The 14,988-nt window shown below is 68.4% G+C and carries 16 protein-coding genes; 7 read left to right on the top strand and 9 right to left on the bottom strand.

All coding sequences use genetic code 11. The features are described 5' to 3' along the window. The first annotated feature begins 24 nt into the window (after positions 1-24). Positions 25-966 carry a carbon-nitrogen hydrolase family protein gene (locus QLQ86_RS11420; RefSeq protein ID WP_282817025.1) on the top strand — a complete coding sequence of 314 codons (942 nt, stop codon included), beginning with the start codon at positions 25-27 and terminating at the stop codon, positions 964-966. Positions 967-1,001: 35 nt separating this feature from the next. Here the strand turns inward: QLQ86_RS11420 and QLQ86_RS11415 are convergent, their stop codons facing one another. From QLQ86_RS11415 to QLQ86_RS11405, 3 genes are all read right to left on the bottom strand, one after another. Next, on the bottom strand, positions 1,002-1,421 hold the full coding sequence (locus QLQ86_RS11415; protein WP_282817024.1) for a secondary thiamine-phosphate synthase enzyme YjbQ: 420 nt from the start codon (positions 1,419-1,421) through the stop codon (positions 1,002-1,004). 106 nt (positions 1,422-1,527) lie between these two features. After that, positions 1,528-2,007 (bottom strand): cupin domain-containing protein, encoded by a 480-nt coding sequence (locus tag QLQ86_RS11410; RefSeq protein ID WP_282817023.1) that lies wholly within the window; start codon positions 2,005-2,007, stop codon positions 1,528-1,530. A gap of 91 nt (positions 2,008-2,098) precedes the next feature. After that, positions 2,099-2,890 (bottom strand): methyltransferase domain-containing protein, encoded by a 792-nt coding sequence (locus tag QLQ86_RS11405; protein ID WP_282817022.1) that lies wholly within the window; start codon positions 2,888-2,890, stop codon positions 2,099-2,101. A gap of 279 nt (positions 2,891-3,169) precedes the next feature. On the opposite strand from QLQ86_RS11405, the gene QLQ86_RS11400 reads away from it, so the two are divergent. From QLQ86_RS11400 to QLQ86_RS11390, 3 genes are read left to right on the top strand one after another with little or no spacing between them, the layout of a single operon-like run. Further along, positions 3,170-3,814 carry an RNA polymerase sigma factor gene (locus QLQ86_RS11400; protein ID WP_282817021.1) on the top strand — a complete coding sequence of 215 codons (645 nt, stop codon included), beginning with the start codon at positions 3,170-3,172 and terminating at the stop codon, positions 3,812-3,814. Next, on the top strand, positions 3,811-4,071 hold the full coding sequence (locus QLQ86_RS11395) for an anti-sigma factor family protein (protein WP_282736622.1): 261 nt from the start codon (positions 3,811-3,813) through the stop codon (positions 4,069-4,071). Before QLQ86_RS11400 ends, QLQ86_RS11395 begins: the two co-directional genes overlap by 4 nt. A 19-nt stretch (positions 4,072-4,090) precedes the next feature. Beyond that, complete coding sequence (locus QLQ86_RS11390) at positions 4,091-5,308, top strand: MerC family mercury resistance protein (protein ID WP_282817020.1); 1,218 nt, start codon at positions 4,091-4,093, stop codon at positions 5,306-5,308. 9 nt (positions 5,309-5,317) lie between these two features. On the opposite strand, the gene QLQ86_RS11385 is transcribed toward QLQ86_RS11390, so the two are convergent. Further along, a complete protein-coding gene (locus tag QLQ86_RS11385; RefSeq protein ID WP_282817019.1) occupies positions 5,318-5,932 on the bottom strand; it encodes a methyltransferase domain-containing protein in 615 nt (204 codons plus the stop codon). 207 nt (positions 5,933-6,139) lie between these two features. On the opposite strand from QLQ86_RS11385, the gene QLQ86_RS11380 reads away from it, so the two are divergent. Continuing rightward, positions 6,140-6,379, top strand: coding sequence for a hypothetical protein (locus QLQ86_RS11380; protein ID WP_282736619.1), 240 nt, complete (start codon positions 6,140-6,142; stop codon positions 6,377-6,379). A gap of 151 nt (positions 6,380-6,530) precedes the next feature. Here QLQ86_RS11380 and adhP read toward each other — a convergent pair whose 3' ends face one another. Together adhP and exaC are read right to left on the bottom strand one after the other, a co-directional pair. After that, positions 6,531-7,526 (bottom strand): alcohol dehydrogenase AdhP, encoded by a 996-nt coding sequence (gene adhP, locus QLQ86_RS11375; RefSeq protein ID WP_282817018.1) that lies wholly within the window; start codon positions 7,524-7,526, stop codon positions 6,531-6,533. Between the two features lie 97 nt (positions 7,527-7,623). After that, positions 7,624-9,144, bottom strand: a complete 1,521-nt coding sequence (gene exaC / locus QLQ86_RS11370) for an acetaldehyde dehydrogenase ExaC (RefSeq protein WP_282817017.1) — start codon at positions 9,142-9,144, stop codon at positions 7,624-7,626. 138 nt (positions 9,145-9,282) lie between these two features. On the opposite strand from exaC, the gene QLQ86_RS11365 reads away from it, so the two are divergent. Beyond that, a complete protein-coding gene (locus QLQ86_RS11365) occupies positions 9,283-9,966 on the top strand; it encodes a response regulator (protein ID WP_282736616.1) in 684 nt (227 codons plus the stop codon). On the opposite strand, the gene QLQ86_RS11360 is transcribed toward QLQ86_RS11365, so the two are convergent. Continuing rightward, a complete protein-coding gene (locus tag QLQ86_RS11360) occupies positions 9,958-11,331 on the bottom strand; it encodes a hybrid sensor histidine kinase/response regulator (protein WP_282817016.1) in 1,374 nt (457 codons plus the stop codon). The two genes, QLQ86_RS11365 and QLQ86_RS11360, sit on opposite strands and share 9 nt — an antisense overlap. Next, complete coding sequence (gene nosP / locus QLQ86_RS11355) at positions 11,300-12,499, bottom strand: nitric oxide-sensing protein NosP (RefSeq protein WP_282736614.1); 1,200 nt, start codon at positions 12,497-12,499, stop codon at positions 11,300-11,302. The genes QLQ86_RS11360 and nosP overlap by 32 nt, the downstream gene beginning before the upstream one ends. Positions 12,500-12,725: 226 nt before the next feature. Here nosP and QLQ86_RS11350 point away from each other — a divergent pair, with 226 nt between their 5' ends. After that, positions 12,726-13,226 carry a hypothetical protein gene (locus tag QLQ86_RS11350; protein ID WP_282817015.1) on the top strand — a complete coding sequence of 167 codons (501 nt, stop codon included), beginning with the start codon at positions 12,726-12,728 and terminating at the stop codon, positions 13,224-13,226. An 80-nt stretch (positions 13,227-13,306) separates the two neighbouring features. On the opposite strand, the gene pgi is transcribed toward QLQ86_RS11350, so the two are convergent. Continuing rightward, positions 13,307-14,986: a glucose-6-phosphate isomerase gene (gene pgi, locus QLQ86_RS11345; protein WP_282817014.1), complete on the bottom strand. Its 1,680-nt coding sequence runs from the start codon at positions 14,984-14,986 to the stop codon at positions 13,307-13,309. Positions 14,987-14,988 lie beyond the last annotated feature (2 nt).

Raw genomic sequence — 14,988 nt, 5'->3', positions numbered from 1 at the left:
CGCACCGCGCACGAGGACCCTCTCATGGCCACGACGGTTGCGGTGATCCAGAAGCCCCCGGTACTGCTCCAGCGAGACGCGACACTGCAACGGATGCTCGACGCCGTCGACGAGGCGGCCGGCGCCGGGGCGACCCTGCTGGTCTTTCCCGAAGCCTATATCCCCGGCTATCCGACCTGGATCTGGCGACTCGCCCCGGGGGGCGACATGGCGCTGACCAGCGAGTTACATGCCAGGCTGCGCGAGAATGCCGTCGACCTCGGCGGCGACACCCTGGCGCCCATCCAGGAGGCGGCCGCCCGGCACGGGGTGACCCTGGTGACGGGCCTCAACGAGATCGACAGCCGCTACAGCGGCACCACCCTGTTCAACAGCGTGGTCGTGATCGGCCCGGATGGGCGGCTGCTGAATCGCCACCGCAAGCTGATGCCGACGAACCCCGAGCGCATGGTCTGGGGCATGGGCGATGCCAGCGGGCTCAAGGTGGTCGAGACCCCCGCCGGACGCCTCGGCACCCTCATCTGCTGGGAAAGCTACATGCCGCTGGCGCGCTATGCCCTCTATGCCCAGGACCTGGAGGTCTTCATCAACCCGACCTGGGATTCCAGCGACATCGCGCTCGCCTCGCTGCGCCATATCGCCAGGGAAGGCGGCTGCTGGGTGATCGGCAGGTCCACCGCCCTCCGGGGAAGCGACATCCCCGCCTCCTTCCCCGAGCGCGACCGGCTCTACACCCCGGAGGAGTGGGTCAACGTCGGCAATGCGGTGGTCATTGCCCCCTCGGGGGAGGTGGTGGCAGGCCCCCTCGATCGCGAGAAGGGCATCCTCTATGCCGAGATCGAGGTCGAGACCGCCCGCCGGGCACGTCGCTCGCTGGATGTCTGCGGCCACTATGCCCGGCCGGACATCTTCTCGCTGTCGGTGAATCGCAACCCTCAGCCCCCGGTGGTGTTCACGGAGGCCTGACAAGCACGCGGGAAGCCATGAGAGCGCGACGCGGATCAGGTCCCGTTCAGGGTGGCAATCAGCCGTCGCGTCCCACCGTGGTCCCGGTGCTCTCCCAGCCAGACCCCCTGCCAGGTGCCGAGCACCAGGCGGCCGTCGCGGACCGCCAGCGTCAGCTGGGTGCCGAGAAGGCTGGCGCAGACATGGGCCGGCATGTCGTCCGGCCCCTCGAGGGTATGGCGAAAGTAGGGCAGGTCGCCGGGGATCCGCTCGCGCAGGAAGGCATCCAGGTCATGGCGCACGTCCGGATCGGCATTCTCGTTGAGGGTCAGCGACGCCGAGGTGTGCAAGAGCTGCAGGTGCAGCAGCCCCATGGAGACCTCCCGCAAGCCGGGCAGGCCGTCGACCACCTCGTCGGTGATCAGGTGAAAGCCGCGCGAGCGCGGCGCGAGACGCAGTGCCTGCTGTTGCCACATCACGGTTCCTCTAGACGGATGAAGGGATACCGCCATGCTAGCGTGACTCCCCGCCGTGACAAGGGCGCCGCACCCCGCGCCGGGGTGCGGCGTCGCGTCGCCTTCCTCAGTTGCGCGGATCCTGGGCCGGATCGAGATACTCGATGCCCCAGGGGCCGGTGCCGTGCAGCTGGAACAGCGTCTCGCCCTCGGCATAACCGAACATGGGGTCGCCCGGCGACATGATGGCGAAGTCGCCTGGCGCCAGGGCCTGGGTCGCGTCGGAATCGTAGCGCTCGCCATGGGCGAAGTGCAGGGTGCCGTCGAGCACCGTGACGCGCTCGTAGGCCGGATGCACATGGGGCTGGATCTCGTAGCCGTCCTCCAGCCGCAGGCGAATGGTGAAGGGCGCCTCCTTGCTCAGGTCACCCTCGATGATGGCGATCTCGGCGCCCTCGCCCATGGAGGCCACCGGCCCCCACTCCAGTTCATCGGCGCTGCCGATCAGATGGCCGTCGCCCTGGTAGGGGGCCGCCTGGGCCGCCACGGCCAGGGCCAGGCCGAGGGCCGTGGCGGAAAGGGTCTGTGTCAGGGTCTTGTGGTTCATGATGCTGCCTCCTCTTGTGCTCGTGCTGTGTCGTGTTGTCGTTGTGTCGTGATCCGCCTGGGCGCACTGCCGGCGGGGAGCGAGCGCACCCTCAGCGCCGGGTGGCCAGCAGCGAGATACTCTTGACGCCATAGGTCCGGCTGGCGCCCTGGGCCGAGTCGGTAAGGAAGCGATATTCCGGGTGCTCGCGGAGCTCCTGCACCTCGAAACCCGCCGCTTCGATGGCGGCCCGGTAGTCGTCCTCCTGACTGGCGCCACCGATGCAGGCGGCCCACAGGGTGGCATTGCAGGAGACCTTCTCCGGCAGTGGCGACTCGGTGACGATGTCGGCCAGCGCCAGGCGCCCGCCGGGGCGCAGGACCCGGGCCGCCTCGGCGAAGACCCGCGGCTTGTCCGCCGACAGGTTGATGACGCCGTTGCTGATCACCACGTCGACGCTGCCATCCGCGAAGGGGGGCGACTCGATATGGCCGGCATGGAACTCGACGTTGCTGAACCCCGCCTCCTCGGCCAGGCGCCGTGCCTTGTGGCGCTGGGCATCGGTCATGTCGAGCCCCAGCACCTTCCCCGTCGGCCCCGTTGCCAGGGCGGCCAGGAAACTGTCCATCCCGGCGCCACTGCCCAGGTCCAGCACCCTCTCGCCAGGGCGGATCGCCGCCAGGTCCAGGAAATGGCCGACGCCGGCGAAGGAGTCGATAGCCGCCGCAGGGATCCGGTCCAGGCCCGCCGGGTCGTAGCCCAGGCGCTCGGCCAGGGCGCGCCCCATCTCGAAGTGGAAATCCGCGTCCGGCGTCTCGGCTACCTCGCGATACATCGCCTTGACCCGTGCTTCGAGCTCATGGCGATCCACCGCGGGTGACGTGGACGGCTCGATGATGGTCATGATGGCTCTCCTCTGTGTTGTCGTCTTCGGTTCACGGCACGCGGGTGCCGCGCCACCCCGAGGACGCAGCCGGTGGCCGCATTGTTCCCGGCCCTGGGTTTTCGATCCTGGCCGGGAACCCTGGCGGCGAAAGCCGCGTCCCTGCAGGTGCCCCCTGCTTGCCGAGCGGCAGCAGGGGTTCCATGCTCGAAGAGGTGAGCCATGATCCTTGCCCATCCAACCACCTGCGCCCCGAGGCCGTGGTCCGACGTGCCACCACGGGTCGCACCGGGGGTGGCCATGACCGAACACCAGCCCGCCGAGCGCCGGCAGTGGTTCGAGCAGCGCCTGGAGCCGCTGACGGACCGGCTCTACGGCACCGCCCTGCGCCTGACCCGCGACCCGGATGACGCCGAGGATATCGTCGCCGAAGCGGTCGGCAAGGCATGGGCACGGCTCGATGAACTGCGCGACCCGCAGCGTTTCGAGGGCTGGCTGTTCCACATCCTCACCAATGCCTTCATCAGCGAGTGGCGCCGCCGGCAGAGTCGCCCCCAGCGCCCGATGGACGACGAGTCGACGTCGCCGGACGAGCTCGACATCGGCCGCTTCACCCTCTTCCAGCAGCTGCATCAGCCCTTCCTGCTGTGGTGGGGCAACCTCGAGGAGCAGTTCTTCCACCAGCTGCTCCAGGAAGACCTGCAACGGGCGCTGGACGCCCTCCCTGATGCCTTCCGGGTGGCGATTGTGCTCGTCGAGGTCCAGGGCTATACGTATGAGGAGGTATCCCGCCTGCTGGGGATTCCGCTGGGTACCGTCCGCTCGCGCCTGAGCCGGGCACGGGGCCTGCTGCAGAAGATGCTGTGGCAACAGGCCAGGGAGGCCGGTGTCATCTCCGGCCCCCGGGCATCCGCCCACCAGGGAAAGGAGGACCAGCAGCCATGAGCGGACGGCCACTGACCTGCGAGGAGGTCATCGAACGACTCTTCGACTACCTCGACCGGGAGCTGGACGGCCAGCAGGCGGCCGCCATCGAGTGGCACCTGGCGAGGTGTCAGGACTGCTTCACGCGGGCCGAATTCGAGAAACGACTACGGGCCAGGGTGGAGGCCACCGGCACGGCAGCGGCCCCGCCGCGACTGCGCCGGCGCATCCGGGACCTGCTCGACCGCTTCGACGACGAGCAGGACGCCACCCCCTGACCCGTGAGGAGCGATCCTCATGGTGGCCATACTCGGCTACTCACGCCGGCAGATCCAGGATGCCGTGCAGGGCATGTACACGGCCGTCGCCGAGACGCCGGAGTCGCCCTTCCATTTCCCGGTGGGTGACGCCGCCTGCCGGCAGCTGGGCTATCCGCCGGCGCTGACGGCCCCCCTGCCGGAAGCGCTGCTCGCCTCCTTCGCCGGTGTCGGCTACCCCTTTCGCGCCGGCGCCATCCACGCCGGCGACCGGGTGCTCGACATCGGCGCGGGAGCCGGGGTCGATGCGCTGATCGCCCGCCGGCTCGCCGGTCCTGACGGGCACGTCATCGCCCTCGACCTCACCGCCGCCATGACCCGCAAGCTCCGCGACGTGACCGAAGCCAGCGGCATCGACCGACTCGACGTGGTCCAGGCCTCGGCGGAACGGCTGCCGTTTGCCGACGCCAGCCTCGATGCCATCACCAGCAATGGTGCCCTCAACCTGGTGCCGGACAAGCGCCGCGCGGTGGCGGAGATGTTCCGCGTGCTGCGCCCCAGTGGCCGCCTGCAACTCGCCGACGTGGTGATCCACCGCCCGGTCTCGGTGGACTGCCACGAGGACCCGCGCCTCTGGGTCGAGTGCGTGGTGGGGGCCACGGTGAAGGAGGAGCTGCTGGCCCTGTTCGAGGAGGCCGGCTTCGAGGCGATCGAAGTGGTGGGCCGCCATGACTACTTCGCCCTGAGTCCCAGTGCCCAGACCCGGGAGGTCGCGGCCGGCTTCGGCGCCCATGCCATCGAGCTCGGCATGCGTCGGGGAGCCGGGGCCCCCTCACGTCTACGACAGGCCTGGCTGAGGCTCGACCCGCGCCGCTGGCTGCGCCTGCTGCAGCGTCGTGGCCTGCTGGGCGTTGTCGCCCTGGGCCTGGCGGTGTTGTCCTGCTACGGCACCCTGGCGCTCGCCGCCCTGCTGCCGCTGCTCGGCATCGGCCTCGCCCTGGACGAGGGAACCTGGGCGCTGACCATCGCCGCCTTCGTGCTGCTGACCCTGGGCACCCTCGCCGCCGGCCATCGACGACACCGCGCCCTGGCGCCGACCCTGCTGGCCGTAACGGGCAGCGCGGCCATCCTCCATGCGCTGTTCATCGACTATCACCCCCTGGTGGAGCTCGCCGGTTTCCTGCTCCTGGCCATCGCCGCCCTCCGGGACCGGCAGGCGCGACGCCGCCAGGAAGCCAGGGTGCTGGGACTGCCCTGAGGCCTCGGCTCAGCGCGTGAAGAGCGCCACCTGGGTCGGCTGGCCGAGGTGGGCGTGCATCTCGCCGATCCCCGAGAAGCGCACCCGGTAGCCATTGCGGCGCGCCACGCCCTGTGCCCAGTCGCGGAAACGCGCCCGGCCCCACTCGAACCTGTGGTCGGGGTCGCGGAACTCGCCCGGCGCCATCTCATAGAGCGGGTTGTATTCGTGGTTGGGGGTGGTCATCACCAGCAGCTGCGGCCGCAGCCCGGCGAAGACCGCGCGCTCGACCCGGGACAGCGCCTCGGGCGGGACATGTTCGATGGTCTCCACCATGGCCGCGGCCTCGAAGCCGACCAGCGCCGGGTGGACATCGGCATAGGAGCCGCAGACCAATTCGAGGTGCCCAGCACGGGCGGCCGGCAGGTCCTCCAGACGCAGCTTGGCCTGGGCCAGCAGTTCGCCGGAAAGCTCCAGGCCCACCACACGCTCGAACTGGGCGTCGCGCAGCAGGTACTGCAGCAGCCCGCCGGAGCCGCACCCCAGGTCGAGCACCCGTCGCGCACCGCTGGCCCTGACCAGCGACACCACGCGCTGCAGCCGCTCCTGGTGGAGGTCGGGGGCTTCGAGGTCGATCATCTCCATGCTGTCTCCGCGGGGTCCGGGCGGGAGATGATGACGCAAAGCGGCCGGGACGTGTAGCAACGAGCCAAAAAAGGCGGCTGCCGGGTGATCGTCAGCATGGCCGCAGTCACGGGCTGGACCTGACGGCCTTCAGCGACGGTGACTGATGCACGGCACCGCCCCCGACTACACTGAAGACCATCCCCCCGCTCACGGAGCAAGAAGACCATGAGTCACCGATTCATAGAGGTCATCACCGACTTCCCCACCACCGAGGAGCAGTACACTCTGTTACTGCACCTCGATCAGATCGCGCAGATCCGGCCCGAGATCGAGGCGGAGAACGAACCGCGCCACGAGCCGGTGGCCGTGATCTCCCTGACCAACGGCGAGATGCTGATCCTCAAGAACAGCTTCAGGAGCGTGGTCAAGCGACTCACCGAGGCGAAGATGGTGATGCGGCCGTGACACATGGCCGACCTTCAAGGCCGGCCATTCGGTTCTCGTATGGGCCCCTGTGAGAGAGAAGCCCTCAGCAGGATGCCCGGGACCAAGGGCAGGGGAAGACGCGACTCGGGTCGCGCCCCGTGGGAGTGACCGTGACGCTTCAATCCCTGTTTCAACCCCTCATGTCGAGGACGACGCGTCCTTCTATCTGGCCATCGATCATGCGCTGGAAGACAGCGTTGATGTTCTCCAGCGAGTCACTTTCCACCGTCGCCTTCACCTTGCCTTCACCGGCGAAGTCCAGTGCCTCCTGAAGGTCGCTGCGGGTGCCGACGATGGAGCCGCGGATGGTGATGCCGTTGAGCACGGTATCGAAGATCGGCAGCGGGAAGTCGCCGGGCGGCAGGCCATTGAGTACCAAGGTTCCTCCTCGACGCAGCATGCGCTGGGCCTGATCGAAAGCCTTCGGCGATACTGCCGTGACCAGTGCCCCATGTGCACCGCCAATCTCCTTCTTGAGGTAGGCGGCGGGATCCGTCTTGAGGGCGTTGACCATGACGGTGGCACCCAGCCGCTCCGCCAGCGCCAGCTTGCCATCGTCGATGTCCACCGCCGCCACGTTCAGGCCCATAGCCCTGGCATATTGCACTGCCATATGCCCAAGGCCACCGATACCCGAGACCACTACCCACTGGCCCGGGCGGGTATCGGTCATCCTCAAGCCCTTGTAGACAGTGACACCCGCACAAAGGATCGGGGCGATCTCGAGGAAGTCGACATTGTCTGGCAGACGTCCAACGAAGCCGGCATCCGCCAGGGTGTAGTCGGCAAAGCCACCATTTACCGAATAGCCCGTATTCTGCTGGGACTCACACAGGGTTTCCCAGCCCCCCAGGCAGTGCTCGCAGTGACCGCAGGCGGAGTAGAGCCAAGGTACGCCGACCCTGTCGCCCTCCTTGACATGCTTTACCCCCTCGCCAACCGCCACGATGTGGCCGACCCCTTCATGGCCCGGAATGAAAGGCGGATTGGGCTTGACTGGCCAGTCACCATGGGCGGCATGCAGGTCGGTATGGCACACACCGGATGCTGCCACCTTGACCAGTATCTCGCCCGCCTGCGGCCGGGGCGTCTCGACCTCCTCGTTTGTCGGACAGCAAGGGGCCATCGCGCCACCTTGCACGATCGCCGGGGGCCACGGGGCGGTGAATCCGCCCACTGATAGGGGTGTTGTGCGCCCGGGGAAACCCGGGCGCCGGAGAGGATTAGAAGAAGCCGAGCGGATTGATGTCGTAGCTGACCAGCAGGTTCTTGGTCTGCTGGTAGTGCTCGAGGGCCACCTTGTGGGTCTCGCGGCCGACGCCGGACTTCTTGTAGCCGCCGAAGGCGGCATGGGCCGGATACTGGTGGTAGCAGTTGGTCCACACGCGGCCGGCCTGGATGCCGCGCCCCATGCGGAAGGCGACGTTCATGTCGCGGCTCCAGACGCCCGCCCCGAGGCCGAACTCGGTGTCGTTGGCGATGGCCAGCGCCTCCTCCTCGTCCTTGAAGGTCGTCACCGCCACCACCGGGCCGAAGATCTCCTCCTGGAAGACACGCATCTTGTTGTGGCCCTTCAGCAGGGTCGGCTGGATATAGAAGCCGTTGTTGATGGCCGGATCCAGCGTTTCCCGTTCGCCGCCGGTGAGGAACTCGGCGCCCTCCTCCCGGGCGACCTCCATGTAGGACATGATCTTGTCGAACTGCTCCTGGGAGGCCTGGGCGCCGACCTGGACGTCGGTGTCCAGCGGATTGCCGCGCTTGATCGACAGGGTACGCTCCATGACCTTGGCCATGAAGGCGTCGTACATGCTCTCCTGGATCAGCGCCCGGGAGGGACAGGTACAGACCTCGCCCTGGTTGAAGAAGGCCAGCACCAGGCCCTCGGCTGCCTTGTCGATGAACGCCGGCTCGGCGTTCATGATGTCGGCGAAGTAGATGTTCGGCGACTTGCCGCCCAGCTCCACCGTCGAGGGGATGATGTTCTCGGCGGCGCACTTGAGGATGTGCGAACCCACCGGGGTGGAGCCGGTGAAGGCGATCTTGGCGATGCGCTTGCTGGTGGCGAGTGCCTGGCCCGCCTCGGCGCCATAGCCGTTGACGATGTTGACCACCCCGGGCGGCAGCAGGTCGCCGACCAGTTCCATCAGCTTGAGGATGGAGGCCGGGGTCTGCTCGGCGGGCTTGAGCACCACGCAGTTGCCCGCGGCCAGCGCCGGCGCCAGCTTCCAGACGGCCATCAGCAGCGGGAAGTTCCAGGGAATGATCTGTCCTACCACACCCAGCGGCTCGTGGAAATGGTAGGCGACGGTGTTGGCATCGATATCCGCGGCGGTACCTTCCTGGGCGCGGATGCAGCCGGCGAAGTAGCGGAAGTGGTCGACGGCCAGCGGCAGGTCGGCGTTGAGGGTCTCGCGTACCGCCTTGCCGTTGTCCCAGGTCTCGGCCACGGCGAGCATCTCGAGGTTCTGCTCCATGCGGTCGGCGATTCTCAGCAGGACATTGGAGCGCTCCGCGGCGGAGGTCCTGCCCCAGGCCGGTGCGGCCTGATGGGCGGCATCCAGCGCCTTGTCGATGTCCTCAGCAGTGGAACGCGGGATCTCGCAGAACACCTCACCGTTGACCGGGCTGACATTGTCGAAGTACTGCCCCCTCACCGGCGATACGAATTCGCCGCCGATGTAGTTGCCGTAGCGTGTCTCGAAACTGACCAGCGAACCGGACTGGCCGGGGTTGGCATAGATCATGGCGTGACTCCTGAAATGTTGTGATTGTGGCGATACACCCTCAGTATTGGTCAGACGCGCCTTCCGCGACATACTCCCGTGGCAGGAAAGGGACTCCTCCTTCGGTAGGAGACGAGACGAGTCCACGAGGAATTGCCCATGCACACCCTGATGGTCGCCGATGACCATCCGCTGTTCCGCGAGGCCATCGCGGCCGTGATCGAGGCGGGACTGCCGGAGAGCCGGCTGCTGGAGGCGGAGAGCCTGGCCGAGGCCCTCCGCCACGCCGGGGACTGCGCGGAGCTGGACCTGGTGCTGCTCGACCTCGGGCTACCCGATGCCAGCGGGCTCGAGGGGCTGCGCGCGCTGCGCGAGGCACATCCCTGGTTGCCGGTGGCGATCCTCTCCGCCGACCAGGAACGGCGCACCATCCTCGACGCCCTCGACCTGGGTGCAGTGGGCTACATCCCCAAGTCGACGCCGCGCCGGGACCTGCTCACGGCGCTGGCCCAATTGCTGGAGGGCCAGGTCTACCTGCCACCGGACATCATGCGACGCCCCGCCGTCCCGCGCTCCTCCCCCGCCGGGGCCGGAACGCCATCGCCGGGCTCGCGCTTCGCCGAACTGACCGACAAGCAGCTCGAGGTGCTGATCCGCCTGAGTCGCGGCGCCTCCAACAAGGTGATCGCCCGGGAACTGGACATCGCCGAGACCACGGTGAAGACCCATGTCTCGGCGATCCTGCGCAAGCTCGGGGTGCCGGGCCGGGTCCAGGCGATCCTCGCCGCCGGCGAGGCCGACCTGGAGACCCTGCTGGCCGAGCGCCACCCTCCGTCACGCTGATTCACCACCCAGCAGGTCGACCAGGGCCATGCGCAGCCGCAACGGCTTCAGGGGCTTGAGCAGGCAGTTATAGCCCAGCTGCCGGGTCAGGCCCTTGATCGTCGCGTCATGGTTGGCCGTGATCACGATCACCGGGAGCCCCGGCTGGCGCTCGCGAAGCCTCGCCGCCACCGCCAGACCATCGGGGTCCTCCTCGCCCAGGTGGAAATCGACGAGCAGCACGTCCGCGCGCTCCCCAACGGCCTTGATGTCCAGGTCGGCCAGCGAGGTCGCGGTCAGCACCCGACACCCCCAGCCCTCGAGCAGCGCGGCCATCCCCTTGCAGATACCGGGATCATTGTCGATGACCCAGACCCTTGCCCGCTCCAGGACGCTGCCCTGCCCCGGCCCCTGACCCAGCCGAGGCGAAACGGTCGGGGGGTGGGCCACCGGCGGCAGTCGGCCCTGGGGGACCAGTACCGAGAAGAGCGAGCCGCGGCCCGGTACGGAAGCCAGACGCAGGGGATGGCCGAGCATCCCCGCGATGCGGTCGACGATGGCCAGGCCCAGCCCCAGGCCGCGATCCTCTGCCCCGCGATTGCCGCCCAGGCGCTGGAACTCCTGGAAGATCGCCTCGCGCTGCGCCTCGGGTATGCCCGGCCCGCTGTCTCCCACCAGGATCTCGACCCCCTCGGGGCGGCGACGGCAGCCCAGCAGGATCTTGCCGCTCCCGGTGTAGAGGATGGCATTGGTCAGGAAGTTGCGCACCACCCGCGCCAGCAGCGCCAGGTCCGAGGCGACCACCGCACCACTGCCCACATAGTGCAACTCGAGCCCCCGGGCCGCGGCCATCTGGCAGTACTCCTCGGCCAGCACGTCGAGCAGCCGGGCGACGGGGAAGGGCGCGATATCCGGCTCGAGCACCCCGGCATCGAGCCGCGAGATGTCCACCAGGGTGCCGAGCAGCGCCTCCACGTCCTTGAGGGAGCGGCCGATATGGCCCACCAGCCGGGTCGAGGGCTCGGGCAGGGGGTGATCCTCCAGGGCGCTGGTGAACAGCCGGGCGGCATTCAGCGGCTGCAGCAGGTCATGGCTCACCGCGGCCAGGAAGCGGGTCTTGGAAAGGTTGGCCGCTTCCGCTTCCGCCTTGGCGGCATGCAGTTCGGCGAGGGTGCGCTGCAGCGTCTCGGTGCGCTCGCGCACCTGCTCGGCGAGCAGCACCGCATGCTCGAAGGCCGCATAGGGGGCGCCGCCCGCCATGCCCGCCGATTCCACGCGCTCCATCAGGGCGCTGGCGATCCGCCGCAGGCGGGCGTTCTCCTCCAGCAGTTCCCGTTCCCGCGGGCCGGCGTCGTCAGGCGTCTCCCGTGACCGGGCGAGATCCAATGGCGACCCCGGTGAAGGTCTGGTTGATGTGCATGCCATGGTGCTGCTCCCCGTAGGTATTGAAGCCGATCACCCGCGAGCGGCCCAGCAGCCGCGAGGCCGGGGCCACCAGTCCCAGGGCCTCCAGCTCGAGCCGGCGCAGGAAGCAGTCGCAGCCGATGATCAGCGCCGGCTCGCCGAGCCGCGCAGTGAGCCCCGCGAAGACCGCTTCGAGGTCCTCCAGCAGGGGGGCCGGCTGCATGGCCGTCAGCACGATGCCGTTCTCCACCGCGCAGTAGAAGCTGAGGCTGCCGTCGTCGTTGACCCGCTGGATGGAGCGCACGAAATGCGCCTCGCCCAGGCGTACCGCCAGCGGATGGCGGGCAAACACCTCAGGCTCAAGGGCCTCGACCGGCAGGCCCACCAGTCGGGCATACTCCTCGGCGGCCGGCAGGGCGTTGAGCTCCAGCACCCGACGGCGCTCGCGGTCGGCGCGGGTGACCACCAGCTTCTCGTCCCGTGGGCGCAGGTGGTGGGTGGTGAAGACCTCGAACGGCAACCGGGTGTTGATCATCACCACCACCGCCGCCTGGCCGTGGAAGCGGCCTTCGGCATGCACATGGGTATGGGCCAGGCGATTGTCGTCGCCGGCGGAGCCGCCGAAGCTGGGGATACGCCCCAGGGCGGCATCCAGGGTCGCCAGCACCTGCTCCTCGCAGCTGGAGAGGCCATCGAGCAGGGTCAGGGCGAAGCTGTGCTCCCCCACCGGGGCCAGGGCCCGGCCGCGACAGTCGTCGAGCAGGCCGTCGACCAGCCGCTGGGCCCGAATCAGGTCAAAGCCCGACAGGTCCTCGACCAGGGCACAGGAGACGGCGAAGTGGCGACGGTCGAGGCCGATGGCGACGATGCAGCCCCGCCCGTAGCCCTCCGGGGTGATCTCCCCGGCGGTGGTGCAGCCCGCCACCGCCACGCCCTCGAAGGCCTCGTTGAGGGCCGTGGAGAGCGCGGCAAGGGGATACTCGGCGCTGCAGAAGAACAGCACGAAGCCGAGCTCGGCATGCCGCAGCGCCCCGGCCAGCTCCCGGGCCGCCCCCCGGGGATCGCGTCGCCGGCTGACCGCCGTGCGCAGCGGCAGCTCCGCCTCGAGCGGACCGGGAACGACGGGCGTAGCGGGGGGGAGATCGAGCATGTCGGCCTGCCTGTGCGGTTTCAGGCAGTGTATGTCGCCGGAGCAAGCGGGGACAACGCCGGCCCGCGGCAGGGCGAGGCGCTCCCGGCGCTGTCATGAGATCCCTGATACTTTTTGCTGATCCAGGGACGAAATTGATCGACATCAGGGGTAGCCCCGAACTGGGACTACTACCTTAATCGGACGGTGCCCGGAAGAGGCCCGGAAGACAATAAAGGAGATATCCATGCCTGCCATCACCCCCGGGGCACAAGCCCGCCCATGCCCCGCGGACGAGCAGTTGCTGCTCGCCCACGAACACGAGTCACGCGAGATGGAGCACTATCGCGGCCTGGCCCTGAGTTTCCTGCCCACTCGGCCCCATGTCAGCCGCCTGATGGCGGCGCTGGGCATCGAGTGCGAACAGCGCATCGGCGCACTGGAGGCCCTCGCCGAGAAGCTGCAGCTGCGTGACCTCCTGATGTACGCCCCCTCCCGTTACCCGTCATGGGCGGAGGTCCGTCGACACCACCTGTTCATCACCGACGATGCCATGGCCTGCCAGGCGCTGAGCCATGCCCTGGCCGTCGCTCACCATTCACGACAGTTCAGCGAGCTGATGGCCCGCTACTGCCACCTGCCGGAGCTCGATGCCCTGCTCGTGCAGTTCATCGAACACAAGCGCGCCGCCTGCCACCTGCTCGAGGAGGCTCAGGCAGGCGCCTACGCCGTCCCTGCCCGGGCCTGATCCCGGGCATCAGACCCGGACCGCCCCACCACTTGATGGCCCCGACACCTTGCCGCTGCGGCCATCCGCACCTTCACCCTTCAACGACCGGTCGAGGCCTTGCGCGTCCTGCGTCGGGGCCTTTCGACCTCGCCCTCGCCACCCGACGGATCGCCGCCCGACGGATCGCCGCCCGACGCGAAGTGTCCGCGCACCAGCGCCAGCAGGCCCTGGGTGGAGGCATCGAAGTCCTGGCTGTGGGCGTCGATGCGCTCGCTGATCTCGCCGGCGATGCGCTTGCCCAGCTGCACCCCCCACTGGTCGAAGGAGTTGATGTTCCAGATCACCCCCTGGACGAACACCTTGTGCTCGTAGAGCGCGATCAACGCGCCGAGGTTCTTCGGCGTCAGCTCGTCGAGCAGCAGCACGCTGGAGGGGCGGTTGCCCGGGCAGCTGTAGGGGTCGAGCCGGCTGCCGGTCTGGCTGCCCTCCATGAAGGCGTTGGCCTGGGCCAGCATGTTGGTGAGCAGCGCGAAGTGGTGCTCCTCCATGCCCGGCTCGGGCCTGAGCGAGGCGATGAAGTCGATGGGCACGTAGCGGGTGCCCTGGTGGAGCAGCTGGAAGAAGGCGTGCTGGCCGTTGGAACCGGTCTGGCCCCAGACGATGGGCCCGGTCTTGTAGTCCACCGGGTGGCCGAAGATGTCCACCGACTTGCCGTTGGACTCCATGTCGAGCTGCTGCAGGAAGGCCGGCAGCTGATGCAGCGCCTGGTCGTAGGGCACGATGGCCTGGGTCTCGGCGCCCTGGAAGTTGATGTGCCAGATGCCGATCAGCGCCATCAGCACCGGCATGTTCTCGGCGAAGGGCGCGGACAGGAAGTGCTGGTCCATCTCATAGGCGCCCTCGAGCAGCTCCATGAACCCTTCGAAGCCGATGGAGAGTGCGATGGGCAGGCCGATGGAGGACCACATCGAGTAGCGCCCGCCGACCCAGGCCCAGAACTCGAAGACGTTCTCCTCGCGGATGCCGAAGGCCATGGCCGCCGCCTTGTTGGTCGAGGCGGCGATGAAGTGCGCCCCCACGTCGGCCTCCGGGCCGGCGTTGTCCAGGAACCAGCGGCGCGCGGTATGGGCGTTGAGCAGCGTCTCCTGGGTGGAGAAGGTCTTGGTGGAGACGATGAACAGGGTGGTGGCCGGGTCGAGGCGGCTGAGCACCTTCTGGATATGGGCGCCGTCGACGTTGGAGACGAAGTGGAAGCCGAGCCCCGGGTGGCGGTGCTTGAGCAGCGCCCGGCAGGCCATGTTAGGGCCGAGGTCCGAGCCGCCGATGCCGATGTTGACCACGTCCTTGATGCGCTGGCCGTCGTACCCCGTCCACTCGCCGCTGCGCACCGCCTCGGAGAAGGCGCGGATCTGCTCGCGGGTGCGCTGGATCTCCGGCATCACGTCCTGGCCGTCGACCTTGAGCGGTCCCTCACCGAGATTGCGCAGGGCCGTATGGAGGACGGGCCGGTCCTCGGTGACGTTGATGATGTCGCCGGAGAACATCTGGGCGCGGCGCTGGACCAGCGCCGAGTGCTCGGCGAGCTCGATCAGCGTGGCCAGCACCGCGTCGGAGACGGGCTGCTTGGAGTAGTCGAGGAAGAGCCCGCCGACGCGCAGGCTCATCTTCTCGAAGCGCTGGGGGTCGGCGGCGAAGTAGTCGCGGATGCGGTCGTTGGCGGTCTGCTGCTGCAGGCCCTGGAGGGCCTGCCAGGTGACGCTGCGGGTGAGCTGGAACATGG

The organism is Halomonas rhizosphaerae, from assembly GCF_030012485.1.
GTDB lineage: Bacteria > Pseudomonadota > Gammaproteobacteria > Pseudomonadales > Halomonadaceae > Halomonas > Halomonas rhizosphaerae.
The sequence above is the reverse complement of the archived record's forward strand: the minus strand, read 5'-3'. Positions and strand labels throughout refer to the sequence as shown.

Excerpts from the sequence above, each read along its gene's own strand:
- QLQ86_RS11420 (WP_282817025.1), top strand. The coding sequence starts at position 25 with ATGGCCACGACGGTTGCGGTGATCCAGAAGCCCCCGGTACTGCTCCAG.
- QLQ86_RS11415 (WP_282817024.1), bottom strand. The coding sequence starts at position 1,421 with ATGTGGCAACAGCAGGCACTGCGTCTCGCGCCGCGCTCGCGCGGCTTT.
- QLQ86_RS11410 (WP_282817023.1), bottom strand. The coding sequence starts at position 2,007 with ATGAACCACAAGACCCTGACACAGACCCTTTCCGCCACGGCCCTCGGC.
- QLQ86_RS11405 (WP_282817022.1), bottom strand. The coding sequence starts at position 2,890 with ATGACCATCATCGAGCCGTCCACGTCACCCGCGGTGGATCGCCATGAG.
- QLQ86_RS11400 (WP_282817021.1), top strand. The coding sequence starts at position 3,170 with ATGACCGAACACCAGCCCGCCGAGCGCCGGCAGTGGTTCGAGCAGCGC.
- QLQ86_RS11395 (WP_282736622.1), top strand. The coding sequence starts at position 3,811 with ATGAGCGGACGGCCACTGACCTGCGAGGAGGTCATCGAACGACTCTTC.
- QLQ86_RS11390 (WP_282817020.1), top strand. The coding sequence starts at position 4,091 with ATGGTGGCCATACTCGGCTACTCACGCCGGCAGATCCAGGATGCCGTG.
- QLQ86_RS11385 (WP_282817019.1), bottom strand. The coding sequence starts at position 5,932 with ATGGAGATGATCGACCTCGAAGCCCCCGACCTCCACCAGGAGCGGCTG.
- QLQ86_RS11380 (WP_282736619.1), top strand. The coding sequence starts at position 6,140 with ATGAGTCACCGATTCATAGAGGTCATCACCGACTTCCCCACCACCGAG.
- adhP (WP_282817018.1), bottom strand. The coding sequence starts at position 7,526 with ATGGCCCCTTGCTGTCCGACAAACGAGGAGGTCGAGACGCCCCGGCCG.
- exaC (WP_282817017.1), bottom strand. The coding sequence starts at position 9,144 with ATGATCTATGCCAACCCCGGCCAGTCCGGTTCGCTGGTCAGTTTCGAG.
- QLQ86_RS11365 (WP_282736616.1), top strand. The coding sequence starts at position 9,283 with ATGCACACCCTGATGGTCGCCGATGACCATCCGCTGTTCCGCGAGGCC.
- nosP (WP_282736614.1), bottom strand. The coding sequence starts at position 12,499 with ATGCTCGATCTCCCCCCCGCTACGCCCGTCGTTCCCGGTCCGCTCGAG.
- QLQ86_RS11350 (WP_282817015.1), top strand. The coding sequence starts at position 12,726 with ATGCCTGCCATCACCCCCGGGGCACAAGCCCGCCCATGCCCCGCGGAC.
- pgi (WP_282817014.1), bottom strand. The coding sequence starts at position 14,986 with ATGTTCCAGCTCACCCGCAGCGTCACCTGGCAGGCCCTCCAGGGCCTG.